Annotated in this window: 15 protein-coding genes; 11 read left to right on the top strand and 4 right to left on the bottom strand. The window is 57.4% G+C overall.

The features are described from left to right. The first annotated feature begins 200 nt into the window (after window positions 1-200). From zwf to pgi, 3 genes are read left to right on the top strand one after another with little or no spacing between them, the layout of a single operon-like run. The gene (gene zwf / locus HKX44_RS04855; RefSeq protein WP_276150803.1) at window positions 201-1667 is read left to right on the top strand and encodes a glucose-6-phosphate dehydrogenase; all 1467 of its coding nucleotides are present in this window, start codon (window positions 201-203) and stop codon (window positions 1665-1667) included. Then, window positions 1664-2335 (top strand): 6-phosphogluconolactonase, encoded by a 672-nt coding sequence (pgl, locus tag HKX44_RS04850; RefSeq protein ID WP_276150163.1) that lies wholly within the window; start codon window positions 1664-1666, stop codon window positions 2333-2335. The genes zwf and pgl overlap by 4 nt, the downstream gene beginning before the upstream one ends. Further along, the gene (pgi, locus tag HKX44_RS04845; protein ID WP_276150162.1) at window positions 2335-3927 is read left to right on the top strand and encodes a glucose-6-phosphate isomerase; all 1593 of its coding nucleotides are present in this window, start codon (window positions 2335-2337) and stop codon (window positions 3925-3927) included. Before pgl ends, pgi begins: the two co-directional genes overlap by 1 nt. A gap of 21 nt (window positions 3928-3948) precedes the next feature. Here pgi and HKX44_RS04840 read toward each other — a convergent pair whose 3' ends face one another. Next, window positions 3949-4410 carry a GNAT family N-acetyltransferase gene (locus tag HKX44_RS04840; RefSeq protein ID WP_276150161.1) on the bottom strand — a complete coding sequence of 154 codons (462 nt, stop codon included), beginning with the start codon at window positions 4408-4410 and terminating at the stop codon, window positions 3949-3951. 3 nt (window positions 4411-4413) lie between these two features. Then, window positions 4414-4896 carry a thioesterase family protein gene (locus tag HKX44_RS04835; protein WP_276150160.1) on the bottom strand — a complete coding sequence of 161 codons (483 nt, stop codon included), beginning with the start codon at window positions 4894-4896 and terminating at the stop codon, window positions 4414-4416. A gap of 91 nt (window positions 4897-4987) precedes the next feature. Between HKX44_RS04835 and HKX44_RS04830 the strand changes: the two genes are divergently transcribed. Continuing rightward, complete coding sequence (locus HKX44_RS04830; RefSeq protein ID WP_276150159.1) at window positions 4988-6607, top strand: long-chain-fatty-acid--CoA ligase; 1620 nt, start codon at window positions 4988-4990, stop codon at window positions 6605-6607. 165 nt (window positions 6608-6772) lie between these two features. Here the strand turns inward: HKX44_RS04830 and HKX44_RS04825 are convergent, their stop codons facing one another. Then, window positions 6773-7390 (bottom strand): LysE family translocator, encoded by a 618-nt coding sequence (locus HKX44_RS04825; protein WP_276150158.1) that lies wholly within the window; start codon window positions 7388-7390, stop codon window positions 6773-6775. A 578-nt stretch (window positions 7391-7968) separates the two neighbouring features. On the opposite strand from HKX44_RS04825, the gene HKX44_RS04820 reads away from it, so the two are divergent. The 7 genes from HKX44_RS04820 to HKX44_RS04790 all read left to right on the top strand — a co-directional run bounded on the left by HKX44_RS04820 (window position 7969) and on the right by HKX44_RS04790 (window position 15242). Next, window positions 7969-8169: a Flp family type IVb pilin gene (locus tag HKX44_RS04820; protein WP_276150157.1), complete on the top strand. Its 201-nt coding sequence runs from the start codon at window positions 7969-7971 to the stop codon at window positions 8167-8169. A gap of 81 nt (window positions 8170-8250) precedes the next feature. Then, window positions 8251-9474 carry a hypothetical protein gene (locus HKX44_RS04815; protein WP_276150156.1) on the top strand — a complete coding sequence of 408 codons (1224 nt, stop codon included), beginning with the start codon at window positions 8251-8253 and terminating at the stop codon, window positions 9472-9474. Then, entirely contained in the window at window positions 9471-11114 is a 1644-nt protein-coding gene (locus tag HKX44_RS04810) for a CpaF family protein (RefSeq protein WP_276150155.1), read from the top strand. Before HKX44_RS04815 ends, HKX44_RS04810 begins: the two co-directional genes overlap by 4 nt. Beyond that, window positions 11114-12067, top strand: a complete 954-nt coding sequence (locus tag HKX44_RS04805) for a type II secretion system F family protein (protein ID WP_276150154.1) — start codon at window positions 11114-11116, stop codon at window positions 12065-12067. The genes HKX44_RS04810 and HKX44_RS04805 overlap by 1 nt, the downstream gene beginning before the upstream one ends. Then, complete coding sequence (locus tag HKX44_RS04800) at window positions 12060-13028, top strand: type II secretion system F family protein (RefSeq protein WP_276150153.1); 969 nt, start codon at window positions 12060-12062, stop codon at window positions 13026-13028. The genes HKX44_RS04805 and HKX44_RS04800 overlap by 8 nt, the downstream gene beginning before the upstream one ends. A gap of 8 nt (window positions 13029-13036) precedes the next feature. Continuing rightward, window positions 13037-13468, top strand: a complete 432-nt coding sequence (locus HKX44_RS04795) for a TadE/TadG family type IV pilus assembly protein (RefSeq protein WP_276150152.1) — start codon at window positions 13037-13039, stop codon at window positions 13466-13468. Then, entirely contained in the window at window positions 13458-15242 is a 1785-nt protein-coding gene (locus tag HKX44_RS04790; RefSeq protein ID WP_276150151.1) for a TadG family pilus assembly protein, read from the top strand. Before HKX44_RS04795 ends, HKX44_RS04790 begins: the two co-directional genes overlap by 11 nt. 112 nt (window positions 15243-15354) lie before the next feature. Here HKX44_RS04790 and HKX44_RS04785 read toward each other — a convergent pair whose 3' ends face one another. After that, on the bottom strand, window positions 15355-15942 hold the full coding sequence (locus HKX44_RS04785; RefSeq protein ID WP_276150150.1) for a helix-turn-helix transcriptional regulator: 588 nt from the start codon (window positions 15940-15942) through the stop codon (window positions 15355-15357). Between the last annotated feature and the right edge of the window lie 115 nt (window positions 15943-16057).

Raw genomic sequence — 16057 nt, 5'->3', positions numbered from 1 at the left:
TTTTCGTGTGAAATCACTTGTTTCACAGCTGTGCATGTTATCCACTGTGCTACGGTATCGGGGATGTGTTGAAAAGACCTGCGCCACAGGTACGCACGGCCTTGTGAACAGTGAAAATTTGAGTATGTTACCGCTAACAGTGGATTGTATGCATGAAAGACGGGGACAGAATGACCAAGCTTCACGACGGTGTGCCACATATGGTCTCACGGGTTATTCCGGTGGAGCCTTTTGATCTGGTGATCTTCGGCGGCACAGGTGATCTGGCGCGGCGCAAGATTTTGCCCGGGCTGTTCCGCCGGTTCATTGCTGGTCAGATGCCACCGGACGCGCGGATTATCGGGGCGGCCCGGACCGATATGGACAGCGACGGTTATCGCAAGGTGGTGTCGGATGCGATTGACGAGTTTGGCGGGATCGACACGCCACCAGCAGACAAGTTGCAGGCGTTTCTGGCGCGGCTTGACTATGTGACTATCGACGCCAAAGGCGAGGCGGGGTGGCCCGAGCTGCAAGAGCTGATGAAGGGCACGGGGCGCGTCGAAGCCTATTATTTCTCTGTCGCACCTTCGTTGTTCGGTGATCTGGCCGAACGGCTGCAACACTGGGGCATGGCAGATGAAGAGGCCCGTATCGTTGTCGAGAAACCTTTTGGCCGTGATCTGGCGACGGCGAAGGCGTTGAATGCCACGCTGGCACGTTATTTCAACGAAGATCAGATTTACCGCATTGATCACTATCTGGGCAAAGAGACGGTGCAGAACCTGATGGCGGTGCGGTTTGGCAATATGTTGTTCGAACCTCTGTGGAATGCGCAATACGTCGACCACATCCAGATTACTGTGGCTGAAACTGTTGGGGTCGGGGGCAGGGGCGAATACTATGACAAAGCCGGAGCCATGCGGGATATGGTTCAGAACCACCTGATGCAGCTCTTGTGCCTTATCGCGATGGAGCCGCCGGCGCGGTTTGATCCAGATGCGGTGCGCGACGAAAAGCTCAAGGTGATCCGCGCCCTTGACCCGGTCTTGCCTCATCACATCATGCGGGGGCAATATGTGGCGCAGCACGGCCATGAGGATGAACACCCCGATTACCGTGTGGCAGTCGGCGATCCGCGTTCAAAAACCGAGAGCTTTATTGCGTTGAAAACTCAGATCAGCAATTGGCGCTGGTCTGGCACACCTTTCTATCTGCGGACCGGCAAGCGCATGGCGGCGCGATCATCGGAAATTACCGTGGTATTCAAGGAAACGCCGCATTCGATCTTCGGGCCTGATGCCGGACAACACCGCAATGTGCTTTCGATCCGTTTGCAGCCCAATGAGGGCATCACATTGGGTGTAACGATCAAGGAACCCGGCCCCGGCGGGATGCGGTTGATCGACGTGCCGCTTGATATGACCTTTAGCGAGGCGCTGGATGATGATGCAGAACATGTTGACGCCTACGAGCGGCTGGTTATGGACGTGATCCGGGGCAATCAGACGCTTTTCATGCGGGGGGACGAGGTCGAGGCGGCATGGGCCTGGACCGACCCGATCATCCACGGTTGGGAAGCGCGCGGCGAAGTGCCTAAACCCTATGACAGCGGGTCTGACGGCACCACGGATTCACATGAATTGATGCGGCGCGATGGCCGCGAGTGGCGAAAGGTATCTCCATGAATTTTATCGAATATCCTGATCGTGAAATGTTGGCGATGTCGGTGGCAAATGTGCTGGCGGGCGAATTGCGCAAATCCCTTGCCGTGCAGGAAACGGTTTCATTCGCATTGCCGGGGGGCACCACACCGGGCCCGATTTTTGAGATGATGAGTGCGGTAGAGCTTGAGTGGGCGCGGGTCCATGTCATGCTGACAGATGAGCGCTGGGTGGAGGAGGGGAATTCGCATTCAAACGCCCGGCTGGTCAAAAACACATTGCTGACAGGGGGGGCATCTGCCGCCCGGTTCATCCCGTATTACCGTGACGGGCTTGCTGCGGCGGAGGGGGCCGCCGAGGTTGCCCCGACGCTGGCCGAAGAGTTGCCCCTGTCCTTGCTGCTGCTTGGCATGGGCACCGACATGCATACCGCATCCCTGTTTCCCGGTGCGCCGGGACTGCGCGACGCCATGGCAGGCGACGCGCCGCTGCTTTGTGCCATCGAACCGGCGGATCAGGACATGGTGCGGGTGACCTTGCCGTTGCATGTTCTGAAAGGGGCGCTGTCGACCCATCTGGTGATCTTTGGCGAAGACAAACGCGCCGCCGTTGAGCGCGCCCAAAGCCTGCCGCCCGAAGAGGCCCCGATTGGAGCGGTGTTGGCCAATGCCACCGTGCATTGGGCCGCCTGATGCAGATTTGGGATAAACTTCACACCCGCTTTGACTCGATTGGCACACGGCCCATTCTGGCCCTTTTCGAAGATGCCCAGCGCGCGCAGGCCTTTACGATCCGCACGCAGGACATGGCGTTTGACTATGCCAAGACCAACATTGATGCCGACACCCGTGCCGATTTGATCGGGTTGGCCGAAGCCTCTGAAGTGGCACAGAAACGGGACGCCATGTTTCGTGGCGAACGGATCAACCAGACCGAAGGGCGCGCGGTTCTGCATACGGCGCTGCGCAATCGGGATGACGGGCCGGTTGTTGTGGACGGTCAGGATGTGATGCCTGCAATTCGCGAAACCTTGGACAAAATGACTCGTTTCGCAGAGCAAATTCGCGACAGTGAAATTACGGATGTGGTGAACATCGGCATTGGCGGTTCCGATCTTGGTCCGGCCATGGCAGTGGCCGCTTTGGCCCCGTATCACGACGGGCCGCGCTGTCACTTTGTGTCTAATGTGGACGGGGCCCATATTGGCGATACCCTGCGGGGGCTTGATGCAAAAACCACCTTGGTGATTGTTGCCTCCAAGACCTTCACCACCATTGAAACCATGACCAATGCCCGCACCGCGCGGGCGTGGATGCTGGATCACGGTGGTGATCCCGCTACACAGTTCGCAGCCCTGAGTACGGCGCAAGACAAAACCGATGCCTTTGGCATCGACCCCGCACAGGTCTTCGGGTTCGAGGAATGGGTTGGCGGGCGCTATTCCGTCTGGGGGCCGATTGGCCTGTCGTTGATGATCGCCATCGGGCCAAGAGGGTTCAACGCCTTTCTGGACGGGGGCCATGCGATGGATGTGCATTTCCGTGCGGCCGAGCTGATTGACAACATGCCGGTGATGCTGGCGCTGGTGGGGATTTGGCACAATCAGATTTGTGGATATACCACCCGCGCGGTGCTGCCCTATGATGAGCGCCTGTCACTATTGCCCGATTACCTGCAACAGCTTGAGATGGAATCAAACGGCAAACGGGTCTTGATGGACGGGACAGATTCGCCCCGACACACTGGCCCTGTGGTCTGGGGCGCGGCAGGTACCAATGGGCAACATGCGTTTTACCAGTTGATCCATCAGGGTACTCGCGTGATCCCCTGTGATTTCATGGTTGCCGCCAATGGGCACGAGCCGGAACTGGCGCATCACCATCGCCTGCTGATTGCCAATTGTCTGGCCCAGTCCAAGGCGTTGATGCAGGGGCGTTCGCTGGCGCAAGCCCGCAAGGCGATGCAAGAGAAAGGTCTGCGGGGAGCGGAACTGGAACGGCAGGCGCAGCACCGTGTGTTTCCGGGCAACCGCCCGTCAACCACTTTGGTTTATGACCGGCTTGACCCTTACATATTGGGGCAGATCATCGCCCTTTATGAACATCGGGTGTTTGTCGAAGGGGTGATTTTGGGGATCAATTCCTTTGATCAATGGGGAGTTGAGCTGGGCAAGGAGCTTGCCACGTCGTTGCAGCCTTTGGTCGAAGGGGTAGAAAATCCCGAAAGCACAGATGGATCCACCGCGGCATTGGTGGATTACCTGATCAATCTGCGCGACAGATAATTACTGGCCGACGTGGTCTGATCAGACCTTGTGATCGTAGGTGACCCACATGGTGCGGGTGGCCAGTTTGTCATAAACACCGCGCCCGCGGTAATTGTCATCCGCGGTGATCCAGCGCACCACCGGCCAGCCGTTTTCGCGCGCCACATCTGCCACCGCTTTGATCAGCGCGTCAGCCGCCCCAGAGCCGCGGGCGTCCGGATCGACGAATAGATCATCCAGAAAGCAGTTTGTGCGTGCGCCCAGGCAACTGACGAAAGGCCGGTAATGGGTCAGACCCACGAGTTTTCCAGTCGCGTTCTCGGCGACAATTCCATTGCTGGTGTGATCTGCATCCATCAGCCAACCGAATACACGGTCGCGCATCTCTGCTGTCTGCTCAACTTTGTAAAATGTCGCGTAGCCTTGGTAGAGTTCATCCCATTGCGCGCGGTCTTTTAGGGCAAGGGCGCGGGTGGTGATCATGTCTTTATCTGTCGACATAGGTTATCCTTCCGGTGTGGCACCATCAACGGCGACAAAACGCGCGCGGATGGTTTCTGGGATTGCGAACCTTCCGGACCCGTCCGGCTGTAACAGGACAAGCACACATTCAAAGGTCGCCCTAAGCGTGCCACCTGACCAGATCTGCTGTGACAGCGTATAGGAGTTGGTACGAAATGCAGTGCAGCGGCAGGTCGCGACATAGTCTTCATCCATGCGCATTTCCTGCCGGTAGTGGATGTTGCCCGACCGGATTACGATACGGGGATTAACACCGCCCGCACCATAATTAGAAATGCCCCATTCTTGCGAATATCGCACCCGTAGGCGTTCGAACCACTCCAGATAAACCGTGTTGTTCACGTGGTTCAGAACATCTAGTTCGGAAAACCGGACGCGATCTGCCACAGCCAATGGCTGTACCGGGTCGATGCCGACAGCGGCCTGCTGGGCGGCGGTAAGCGGTGTTAGATAAAGTGACGTCATGTCACATGCTTAAAGTGGTTCAGCCTTGGCTTGCAAGAGGCGGACGCATTGTTCAAGTTGTCGCAAATTAATTCCTAGGGAGGAGACCCCAATGCTTGGCCAAATGATGACGCAGCCGTTGCTGATATCCAGCCTGATCGCCCATACCGAGCGCTACCATGCCCAAGCCGAAATCTACTCGGTCAATACCGGTGGTGGTGTCGAGGAAACCTCATGGGGACAAGTGGCCGAAAACGCGCGCAAACTGGCGTCGGCTCTGACCGGTTTGGGATTGGAGCCACAGGCACGGTGTGGCACCATCGCATGGAATAACCGGCGCCACCTAGAAGTCTATTACGGGGCATCCGGCGGCGGCTTTGTCTGTCACACGATCAACCCGCGTCTGTTCCCTGAACAGCTGGTTTATATCCTGAACCATGCCGAAGATAAGGTCTTGTTCATCGACAAAACCTTTGTGCCGCTGGTTGCCGCGATCCGCGACAAGCTTGAGCATCTGGAGCATATCGTCTTGTTGGAAGGGGCGGATGAAGAAGCCGCAGCTGCCCTGCCGGGGCTGAAGTTCTATGACGATCTGGTTGCGACTGGGGAAGCTGATTACACGTGGCCGGATCTGGATGAGAATACGGCCTCCAGCCTGTGTTACACATCTGGGACCACCGGCAATCCCAAGGGTGTGCTGTATTCACATCGTTCGACCGTTTTGCACTCCTTTGGGGTGAATGTGGCGGACAGTCTCGGCATTCGGGCAATGGATGTTGTCCTGCCCGTTGTGCCGATGTTCCACGTCAATGCATGGGGTATGCCCTATGCCTGCGCCATGAGCGGTGCGCGCATGGTGATGCCGGGGCCGGGGCTGGATGGTCCGTCGCTGGTGTCATTGATTGATACCTACAAGGTCAGTATCGCCCTTGGGGTGCCGACAATCTGGCAGGGTCTTCTGGGCGCGGCGAAAAGCTCTGGCAGCACGCTCGACAGTCTGACAAGCACGGTTGTAGGCGGGTCCGCCTGTCCGCCGTCGATGATCACATCTTTCCGCGAGGATTTTAACGTAGACACTGTACATGCCTGGGGCATGACAGAAATGTCGCCGCTGGGCACCGTGAACCGCCCCTTGTCCAAACACCTTGATCTGCCGCTGGAAGAACAGCATCTTCTGCGTGAAAATCAGGGGCGTCCGGTCTTTGGGGTTGAGCTGGAAATTCTCGATGACGAGGGCAAGCCGCTGCCGCATGATGGCAAGGCGCAGGGTGATCTGGTCACCCGGGGGCATTGGATCCTTGATGCCTATTTCCGCTCTACCACCGAAGAGACCCTGACCAACGGATGGTTTGACACCGGCGACGTGGCGACGATGGACCCTGACGGCTATGTCACGATCAAAGACCGTTCGAAAGATATCATCAAATCGGGGGGCGAATGGATCAGCTCGGTTGAGCTTGAAAACATTGCGATTTCCCACCCCATGCTGGCGGACGCCGCGGTGATCGGGGCGCGGCATGAGAAATGGGACGAACGGCCCATTCTGGTCGCAGTCAAGGCTGAAGGGCAGGACCCGTCAGAGGCGGAGGTGCTGAAAGTCTTCGAAGGCAAGATCGCAAGCTGGCAGGTGCCTGACCGGGCTGTTTTTGTTGACGCACTGCCGCGAAATGCCACGGGCAAGGTTTTGAAACGGAACCTGCGCGAAGAGTTCGGCGGGATTTTGATCAGCTGATGCTTGGGGTGGGGCGTTGCGCCCCGTTCCTTTGGCCGGTTGGTTGCTCGAAAGACACCCGCGTGCGTGAGGGGGATAAAGGCCGCTGTTGATGTCAGCGGCCTTTCTTTGTCAGGTACCTGGCCCGTGATATTGCGTGGAACGTTAATTGTATCGGTAGGCCCCTTAGGATCGGGTCGGTTGCGGGCTGATCAACAGCAGTAAACCGAACAAAACCATAGTTGTGCCTGATACCCGTTGAAACACGGGCAGCTTGTTCGCGGCGAAAGACGAGGCCAATTTGCCGAAAGTCGCATAGGCAAAGATCGCAACCGATTCCATCAGCAAAAATGCCAAGCTCAGCTGGGCGTAGCTCTGCCAATAGGCATCGACAAGGATGAACTGGGGAAAGAAGGCCGCAAAGATCAGGATGGCTTTGGGGTTGCTGACCGCGACAAGGGCTTCGGATGTGAATGCGCGCGTCAATGTGACACGAGTGGCGGGAAGCCGCGCGGTTTCCATGCGCTTTGCGCTGCGCCAGATCGAAACACCTAGCCAGATCAGATAGGCCGCGCCTGCCCACTTCACGATGCTGAACACGAAGGCCGAAGTCGTCAGGATGACGCCCAACCCCAAGGCGCTGAGACCAATCATCGGTATAAAGACGATCAACCTGCCCAGCGCCGCCGTCTGGGCAAACCCGATGCCAGATTTCGCACCATGGGTCATGGCAAGCAGGTTGTTCGGCCCGAATGCGAGGTTCAGGGCAAAGCAGGCAGGAATGAAGAAAAGCCAGTCGATCATTTTGTATTTCTCGGCATTCTGTTGCGGTCGTAAGTTGTAGAACAGAGTGTTGTGGTGATGGCGCGGAGTTTCAAGCCGGTCAGTGCAGAACAGGTGTGTAATTTATCCGATGCCTTCAGGTTGATCTTTTGCAATAGGCGGCAGCGGACGCAGCAGGGATGTGGCCGGAGCAGGGCGCGGGCACCTTACTGTGGCGAGAACAAGGAATCACCAGATCCGACTTGGGCGGAAACAGGAGGTTCGGCTCAATCTCTCGCCCAACCGGCTCGGAGAAGCAGCGGTTTGGCAAGAATCACAAGGGTTATATTGGTGGATATCGGCCATTAGTTTGGTGAAGTTTTCGGGCAATATCTGACCGCCATACTTTGGCCATTTTACGGCCAGCTTGGGAACACGAACCGGTCTGACTGGCATCATCCTTTGGTATGAAAGACCTACTCCGGTGGTCTGATAGGCGATCATTCCCACCCAAGTCGGATATCGGAACCCTGTGATGGCTGCCATTCGTTGAGGCACCCCGGGTCAATAGCGACCCTCCACAGGTCACTACCGACCACACACACGAAAAGAGAACGAACATGAAATTTGCACGTAAAACACTGACATCCGCACTGCGCAGCTTTTCTAAAGACGAAGACGGTGCCACCGCAATTGAATACGCCCTGATGGTTGCCCTTGTAGGGGCGGTGATCGTTGTCGGCGTTACCTCGCTTGGTACCTCGACGAATACCAAATTCAGCGATGTTGCGACCGTGATTGACGAAGCCGGCGACAGCTGATGTCAACTTGGTGCTTGCGCGCCCAAACGTGCAAGCACCCGCTTCCCTTTCATCAACCCTCCGCAAGACAGGCTTCCTGACATGACAGCTTTAAACCCATCCCAAAGTGCCCCCAATCCGGTGGCCGCCTATGTCTGCACCGATCAAGGAGCCGACATTGCGCGCAGCGTGGTGGAGGCAATGCAGGGTGATCCGTCGGTTTTGCATGGCGGCGGATTGGGCGGTGCTGCCCGGGTTTGCCGCAGCCCGACCTCTGATCGGCTAATATTGACCGAAATGGGCAATATGACTCTGGATGCGGCCTGCGAATGTGTCACGGAAATCCGCCAAACCGGTGCGCATGTGATTGTTCTGGGGGAGAAGGGTGATCTTGCGACCTACCGCGCGCTGCGCAGTGCCGGTGCCGAAGAATATTTTGCCTTTCCGGTCACCCCTGATGAAATTCTTGCTGCCAGCGACAAGATCGATGAACCAGCTCAGGCACCTGTTCAAGAGGCCCCCGCGGCGCAGGGGCAATTGATCGGTGTGACAGGGTGTAATGGTGGCGTTGGGGCCAGCCTGTTGGCCCAGAACCTCGCGTTTCATGCGGCATCGGCCAATGGCGGGGATGTAACCACCGCATTGATTGATGCTGATCTGCGGTTTGGATCTCAAGCAATTGATCTGGACCGCAAAGACACGCCCGGCTTGTTTGAAGCCTTGTCCGCGCCGGAACGCGTTGATGAAACCTTTCTCAGTGCCACCATGGAAAAGCTGAACGACCGGCTATCGCTTTTCTCCCAGCAGGCGCATATTTCACAAAATGTCGCGGCGCTAGAGGCTTCCGTTCCACCGTTGCTAGAGGCGCTAAAGACCCGGTTTCAATCGGTGATTGTTGATCTGCCGCGCACCACTTTGGTGGCGCAACCAGAATTTGCGCGCACCCTTGATACCTTGGTTCTGGTGATCCCTGCCGGATATGCCGGTGTCAATGTGGCCAGCCGGTTGATGTCTGTGCTGAAATCCGAGGCACCGGCCCTGAAAATCCTGCCGGTATTGTCACAGTGCCGTCAGGACGCCAAGCTGACAACCAAGGACATCAGCATCGGGATCGGCCGGGACGTGGTGGTCACATTGCCCGAAAGCGGCAAGTCCCTGAGCCGCGCCCACCGCGCGGCCAAACCCTTGATCGAACACCAACCCCGCGCGCCTTATGCCAAGGCCACGCGTACCCTGTGGACGCGGGCGAATGCCCCGTTAGAGACTGCGGCCGAAAAGACCGTTTCGAAATCGCAAATGGGGTTCTTTAAAAGGGCAACCGCATGACCGTGCATTTGCCCCAACCCTCGCTACGCGACGCTGTGGCGCTGGTGGTCGAGATTGCCCAGAAATTTGATGCTGATGGGCTGTCCTCTGAGGATCGCGCGAATGCTGCCGTTTCTTATGTCATCGAGCGCCAAAGGTTGCCTTGGCCGTTGGTCCTTCAACGCCAGATTTTGGCCGAAGCCATCAAGATGCTAAACATGGACGCGCCAGATATGGCAGGCGAGGTGGCACCGGATGCAGGACCAGAACCGTCTTTCGGCGGTAACTTTTCTGCGTCCCAGCCGGTTGCACCAGCCCCTCAGGTTGCCAAGCCTGAACCAATTGCACCTGTCGCCGTGCCCGGTGTGACCGATCAGCAGAACACTCAGCCGCCATCGGTAAAGATGCTGTCGCTGGCAAACGAAGTGGTGCGCGCGCTGTTGGAGTTCCTTGATTTCACGGAACTGGCGGCCAAGCCACGGGCCGAACAGGAAATTCTGATCTGTAAGGGAATTGAAGCGGTTTCGACCGAGCGCAAGCTGCACCTGAACGGGCGTGAGGTTGCGGAATTGGTGGCTGCTGTGCTGGCAGATATGTTGGGTCTTGGTCCGCTGGAGGCACTCTTGGCGGACGAAGAGGTCACTGACATCATGGTCAACGGGCCGGCCCAAATATTTGTTGAACGCGGTGGCAAGCTTGAACTGACCGATGTGCGTTTTCGCGACAATGAGCATGTGTTCACGGTGGCCAGCCGGATCGTTGCCGCAGTGGGGCGTCGCATTGATGAATCTCAGCCGATGGTAGATGCCCGTCTGGCTGACGGCAGTCGGGTGAACATCGCCGTGCCACCGCTGGCCATTGACGGACCTACCATCACCATTCGTAAATTCCCCTCGGCACCTGTCCGGTTGGAAAAACTGGTCGAAGGCGGCAGCCTGACCGCCCAAATGAGCCGGTTTCTGGCGCTAGCGGCCTATTTGCGGCTGAACATTCTTGTGTCTGGCGGCACAGGGTCGGGCAAGACCACTTTGATGAATGCCATGTCCGGCTTTATTCCCGAAGGGGAACGGATCGTCACCATTGAGGATGCTGCAGAGTTGCGATTCCAGCAAGAACATGTAGTGCGCTTCGAAACCCGTCCGCCCAATGTCGAAGGCACCGGTGAAGTCACGATGCGCACCTTGGTGCGCAACGCGCTGCGAATGCGCCCGGACCGTATAATTATTGGTGAAATTCGCGGTGACGAGGTACTTGACCTGCTTCAGGCGATGAACACCGGGCACGATGGCTCGATGAGTACCTTGCACGCAAACTCGCCCGCCGAAGCCTTGACGCGGGTTGAAAGCATGGCTGCGCTGGCAGGGTTTGCGCCGGGGGGTGGGGTTGTGCGCCGCCAGCTTGCTGATGCGGTGCATTTGATAGTGCAGGTATCGCGGATGCGGGACGGCAAGCGGCGGGTCACCTCGATTTCGGAACTGACCGGATTGTCAGGCGATGTGATCACCCTGCAAGAGCTGTTTTCGTTCCAGACCGATCCGGAAAGTACCCGTACCAAGGTCACCGGTAAACACGTTTATTCCGGCTACCGGCCTGGCTTTAGCGAGCGAGCGGCAGATTACGGCGTGGCAGACGAACTCGATTCAATTTTGGGGACCAAATAATGTCGACATTCACGATACTGCTGTTGGCCGGCTTTGCATTGAATGCGGGTCTTATCCTGCTGGGGTTTGTCCTTGCGGACCGACAGCGCCGGCGTCACATCGCACGTTTGCAACGCCAAAGGGATATTTTGTCCCTGCCGGTCTCGCGGCGCCTGAAAAACAGAAAACGCACCCTGGCCCAACCCAGTACCGCAACCGAGCGTTTCGTCGCGTTTTTTGAGCGCCAGCTAGATCAGACCAGCCTGCGCATCGGGGTGAATGAACTGCTGTTACAGGTTGGGATCGGCCTTTTGGGGGGGTACGCGCTGGCCGTCTTGGCGCTTGGCATTCATCCGCTGACGGCCTTGCCGGTTGCCGCTGTGCTGACCTTTGGTCTTTTGATGAGCATTCTGAACATTGCCCAAAATCGCTATAAGACGGCTTTTGCTGCCGATCTTCCCGAGGCATTGGACATTTTTGCCCGTGGTTTGCGGGCCGGGCGTCCGGTCACGGATTCCATGTCGATTGTGGTCGACAATTCCAAGGGGCCGATCCTGCATGAATTCAGCCGCTGCCATGACGAAGTGCGCATGGGCACCTCACTGCCGGAGTGCCTTGAACGGCTGAGTGCGCGTTTGCCTCTTGCCGAGGTGAATTTCTTTGCGGTCTCTACTGCCTTGCAGGCCGAGACCGGTGGCAATTTGATTGAAACCATCGAGAACCTCGCAACCCAGTTGCGCGAACGCCGCAAGCTGCGCAAAAAAGCGCGTGCGTTGTCGTCGGAAGCACGGGCAAGTGCTGTGATCCTTGCGGCCTTGCCATTTGCTGTAACCCTGTTGATTGCGGTATTGAACGGCACCTACCTTGAACCGCTCTATGCCGATCCGCGGGGCCGCATCATGTCCGCCACGGCATTGGGCAGTATTGCATTTGGCATCTTTGTCATGGTCCGCATGGGCAAGCTTGATGTCTGATTCAGCGCTGCATATCTTCTGGATGGCCTTTCTTGGACTGACCACCGCAATGCTTGCGCTTACGGTTCTGATGTATTCGGAACATCAACGCAGTTTGCGGGCGGCGCGATTGAAGCGGGCAAATGGATCAGAAAAGGCCCGCCGCGGCGGTGATGCTCCACAGGCTGCGGGTTTTGGCGGTGCGATCACAGGCAAGCTGCGGCATGTGGTTGTCCTGATTGGAGAACGCCTTGCTGTGGTGCTTGGCGGTGAGTCTCGCGAAACCGCTGCAAACCTGTCCTCGGCGGGGTTTCGCAGCCGCGATGCCCTGTTGATCTATGCATTTCTCAAGACGGTTCTGCCAATGGCGGCCCTGATCGGTGGCTTGATATGGTTGGTGGTGACACGGCCACTGGACCTGCAAATCATAATGCCAGCCGCCATAGTGATCGGTGCAGCGCTTGGTCTGTCCATGGGGGTGGATTTTGTGGTGAACAAGGCCCGCACAGCGCGGCTGGCCCGTATCCGGCTAAGTTTTCCAGATATGCTTGAATTGATCGTCATCACCTCTGAAGCGGGGCTTGGACCGCAGCCGGCCTTGCACCGCGTGGCCCAGGAAATGGCCGTGACACACCCCGAACTGGCGCAGGAAATGTTGCAGATGGTGTCTGAGATGGCGATGACAAGTGATGCGCGCGGTGCCTATGAGAAACTGAATACCCGCGCGCCGCTGCCGGAAATCGCGGTGTTTACCCAGACGCTGGACCAGTCCGACAGATATGGCACCCCCTTTGCCCGCGCAATGCGCACGCTGATCAATGAGCAGCGCAGCAACCGGCTGGTCGCGGTTGAGGAAAAGGCAGCGCGCTTGCCGGTCCTGATGACCATGCCGCTGATCTTTTGCATTATGCCGGCGGTGTTCGTGGTGCTGGTCGGCCCAGCGGCGCTCAGCGTTCTTGATAACATCCTATCCGGAGGCTGAAGTAGATCATGTTGACCCAAGCTTTTGCGTTACTTGACCGTTTTCGCCGGGATCAAACCGGCGCGGTGGCTGTTGAATTTGTGCTTCTGGCCCCTTTGGTCTTTGCCTTGCTGTTCGGGATTATCATCGTCGGCTATTACATTGGCGTCAGCCATTCGGTGTCCCAACTGGCAACCGGCGCGGCCCGAGCCTCGGTTGTAGGGCTGGACACACAAGAGCGTGAAACGCTGGCTTTGGGCTATCTGGAGGGGGCAAGTGTAAACTATCCGATGCTGAAACAGGATGCGCTGACCTCAGAGGCGGTTCTGGAAGAGGGCACGCCCCCCGGTGTGACCGTCACCGTGACGTATGAGGTCGACGGGTCGATCCTTGGTGTCGCCAATAGTTTGTTGGGGTTGAGCCTGAAAGACATCAAGGGGAGTGCCTATCTTGCTTACTAAATGGCGATTTGTGATCGGGTTTGCCCGAGACGAAAGCGGTGCGGTTGCTGTGGTTGTGTCGCTGCTGCTGACCGTCCTTTTGGGATGTGTCGCCCTTGGTGTGGATGTGGCTGCGCTCTATCGTGAAAATGCAAATCTTCAGGCGGATGCCGATCTGGCCGCGATGAGCGCTGTGCGCAATCCCGTGGTGGCGACATCGCGGGCGCAGTTGTCGCTGGGCAGGAACAAACGCGAAGCCGAGACCCTGGCCGGGTTGGAAACAGGGCGCTACCTGCGCAATCCAGAGATTGCGCGCGACCAAAGGTTTACCCCGCTTGCGGTTGGCAATCCTGCGGTCAACGCAGTCCGCGTCAAACTCAGGGATGAGGGGCCGCTTTATTTTGCGCGTATACTCTCGGAGGGCGATCATGTAGATTTGACCCGCAGTGCCATGGCCATCCGCACAGGTGCCGCCAGTTTTTCTCTGGACAGCAATATTGTCCGGTTGGGACGCCGTGATCTGAACGCGGCCCTGTCGCAGAGCCTTGGCAGCGAAATCTCCATTTCCGCTGGTGACCATGCAGCCCTTGCAGGCGCGTCGGTAAATATCGGTGATCTGCTCGCGCAGTTGGACCAGCTGGCCGGTGGTGCGTCGCGTAACCCTGCGGCCATCCTTGATGCGCAAACAACTGCGAACCATGTATTCACCGCTCTGCAGAGAGTCCTGCCGGCGGGGGCGGCTGGAAGTCTGGGCGCGTTGATGGGGGCGGGTGGGGTGACGGCGCTGGATGTCGAGGCTCTTGTTGGTGGCATTGACAGCGCCTTGGGGCTGACGGCCTTTGAATTTACTTCTGATATCAAGGTCAGTGCGCTGGACATCGTGAAAGCGGTCGCAAGCGTCAATCAGTATCAGCAGGAATTGGGCACCGATCTGGCGGTGACGGTGCCTGGTGTAACATCTGTTACGGCACGGCTTGCCGTCGGTGAACCGCCAGCGCGCTCCGGTTGGGTTGGGCTTGGCGAAAAGGGGGTGCAATTGCATCGGGCGGCGGTCCGGGTTCTGACCGAGGTAAGCGTAGATCCGAACCTGTTGGGGTCGCTGGGGGTGGGGATATCCGTCGCCAGTTTGAACTTGCCGGTCTATGCCGAAGTGGCTGGGTCGACCGCGACACTGGAGGAAATCAGCTGTGTTTCTTCCGAGCCAGAGGCGCTGGCGGCGCGGTTTTCAACGGCGTCCAAACCGATCAGCCCCGAAGACGGGACATCCATTGCGGCACTTTATCTGGGCAAGGTTGACGAGGAGGTGTTTACCGGCGGACCAATCAGCGCATCGGCACTGAAATTCGCTGATATTCTGGACCTTACTTTGCGGATTGATCTCCCGTTGCTGCCGGACATCGTGATTGGCGGCGTGACCATTCAGGCCCGGTCCCATGTTGCCGTCGGCCAGTCGCAGACCGAAATCATCCGCTATACTAACGCCGATGTGCGTAACAACCGGTTGGTACGTCATTTCGGGTCGGGTGAACTCTTGGGAACGGCCATTTCCACATTGCTGTCACCGGCGCATACCGAAATACGGGTGAAACCGGGACAAGAGGGGCTGATTTCCGGGGTTGCGGCCCCGTTGGTGGCGACTGCGTTGGCTGTCCTGCCAAATCGCTTGCTGGGCGCGTTGGCTGCGCCTTTGGACGGGGTTCTTGATACGGTGCTGGACACGGCGGGGCTGCGGCTGGGCGAGGGGGAGTTGACCTTGCAAGGACATCATTGTGAAGCGATCCGGCTGGTGCAATGATCGCGGCGCTGTCGTCCGCACAGTTTGGTGTAGGAAAGGCGTTGCAGGACGAGGGGTGTGTATCTTGGTCTGTCAGATTGGCATCTGCCCCTAGGAGCATGGATCCCGTTTTTTACGCCTGCATCGCGGTGTGTTCTGTGTCCTTGTTCCGGCCCACCAGCGGCAAAATCTGGCGTGTTGGAACCGCAACGGCCTTCTGGTGTTTTTCAGCATCGGTTTCATTTACCTGTGCGCAAATTTCGTCGGTAACAAACGCGATCAACTGATAGCGGGTCGTCATGCCGGATTTCTGATAGATGCTGCTGAGTTGGGATTTAACCGTGGCAATGGCACAGCCGCGCATTTCGGCAACTTCACTGTTGGAAAAGCCTTTTGCGACAAAAATTGCCACATCAGCCTCAGCTTGGGACAAGCCCCATTCAGGGGCGTAACGGGCGATAACACTTTCTTTGGCTGCGGGGGCCGCGATATCCGAGGTCGCCTGTCGTTGCTTTTGGCGCAGGCGTTTCTGATATCTTCCCAGCTGTTTAAAACCGATATAGGCCACAGCGCTGGTCAAGGCGAAGAACAGCGCGAATAAACCGACGACTGTCGCGATGTCGGTGCTGGTCCGGTCTAGAACAAATCCGACCAGAAGAAATGTTTTCAACGCAGCGATGCCAAAAACCATAGCGAACCCGGAAACCCAATACCGTAACACCAACATATCCTATCTACTGTTTTCACACTTCTACTTTTCCCATTTTAGTGGCCAATATGTCGAATTTGTGGCTTGCCTCCAACTAATTACACAATTCTTGGCTAAATGGTAAAAT

The organism is Sulfitobacter sp. M05 (assembly GCF_029285175.1).
Lineage (GTDB): Bacteria > Pseudomonadota > Alphaproteobacteria > Rhodobacterales > Rhodobacteraceae > Sulfitobacter.
Note: the sequence above shows the minus strand (reverse complement) of the source record. Positions and strands in the feature narration are given on the sequence as shown.

What these genes read in the sequence shown, in the direction of transcription:
- HKX44_RS04840 (WP_276150161.1), bottom strand. Translation starts at nt 4,410, where the DNA reads ATGTCGACAGATAAAGACATGATCACCACCCGCGCCCTTGCCCTAAAA.
- HKX44_RS04810 (WP_276150155.1), top strand. Translation starts at nt 9,471, where the DNA reads ATGACCGTGCATTTGCCCCAACCCTCGCTACGCGACGCTGTGGCGCTG.
- HKX44_RS04835 (WP_276150160.1), bottom strand. Translation starts at nt 4,896, where the DNA reads ATGACGTCACTTTATCTAACACCGCTTACCGCCGCCCAGCAGGCCGCT.
- HKX44_RS04820 (WP_276150157.1), top strand. Translation starts at nt 7,969, where the DNA reads ATGAAATTTGCACGTAAAACACTGACATCCGCACTGCGCAGCTTTTCT.
- pgl (WP_276150163.1), top strand. Translation starts at nt 1,664, where the DNA reads ATGAATTTTATCGAATATCCTGATCGTGAAATGTTGGCGATGTCGGTG.
- HKX44_RS04800 (WP_276150153.1), top strand. Translation starts at nt 12,060, where the DNA reads ATGTCTGATTCAGCGCTGCATATCTTCTGGATGGCCTTTCTTGGACTG.
- HKX44_RS04815 (WP_276150156.1), top strand. Translation starts at nt 8,251, where the DNA reads ATGACAGCTTTAAACCCATCCCAAAGTGCCCCCAATCCGGTGGCCGCC.
- HKX44_RS04830 (WP_276150159.1), top strand. Translation starts at nt 4,988, where the DNA reads ATGCTTGGCCAAATGATGACGCAGCCGTTGCTGATATCCAGCCTGATC.
- zwf (WP_276150803.1), top strand. Translation starts at nt 201, where the DNA reads ATGGTCTCACGGGTTATTCCGGTGGAGCCTTTTGATCTGGTGATCTTC.
- HKX44_RS04805 (WP_276150154.1), top strand. Translation starts at nt 11,114, where the DNA reads ATGTCGACATTCACGATACTGCTGTTGGCCGGCTTTGCATTGAATGCG.
- HKX44_RS04795 (WP_276150152.1), top strand. Translation starts at nt 13,037, where the DNA reads ATGTTGACCCAAGCTTTTGCGTTACTTGACCGTTTTCGCCGGGATCAA.
- HKX44_RS04825 (WP_276150158.1), bottom strand. Translation starts at nt 7,390, where the DNA reads ATGATCGACTGGCTTTTCTTCATTCCTGCCTGCTTTGCCCTGAACCTC.
- pgi (WP_276150162.1), top strand. Translation starts at nt 2,335, where the DNA reads ATGCAGATTTGGGATAAACTTCACACCCGCTTTGACTCGATTGGCACA.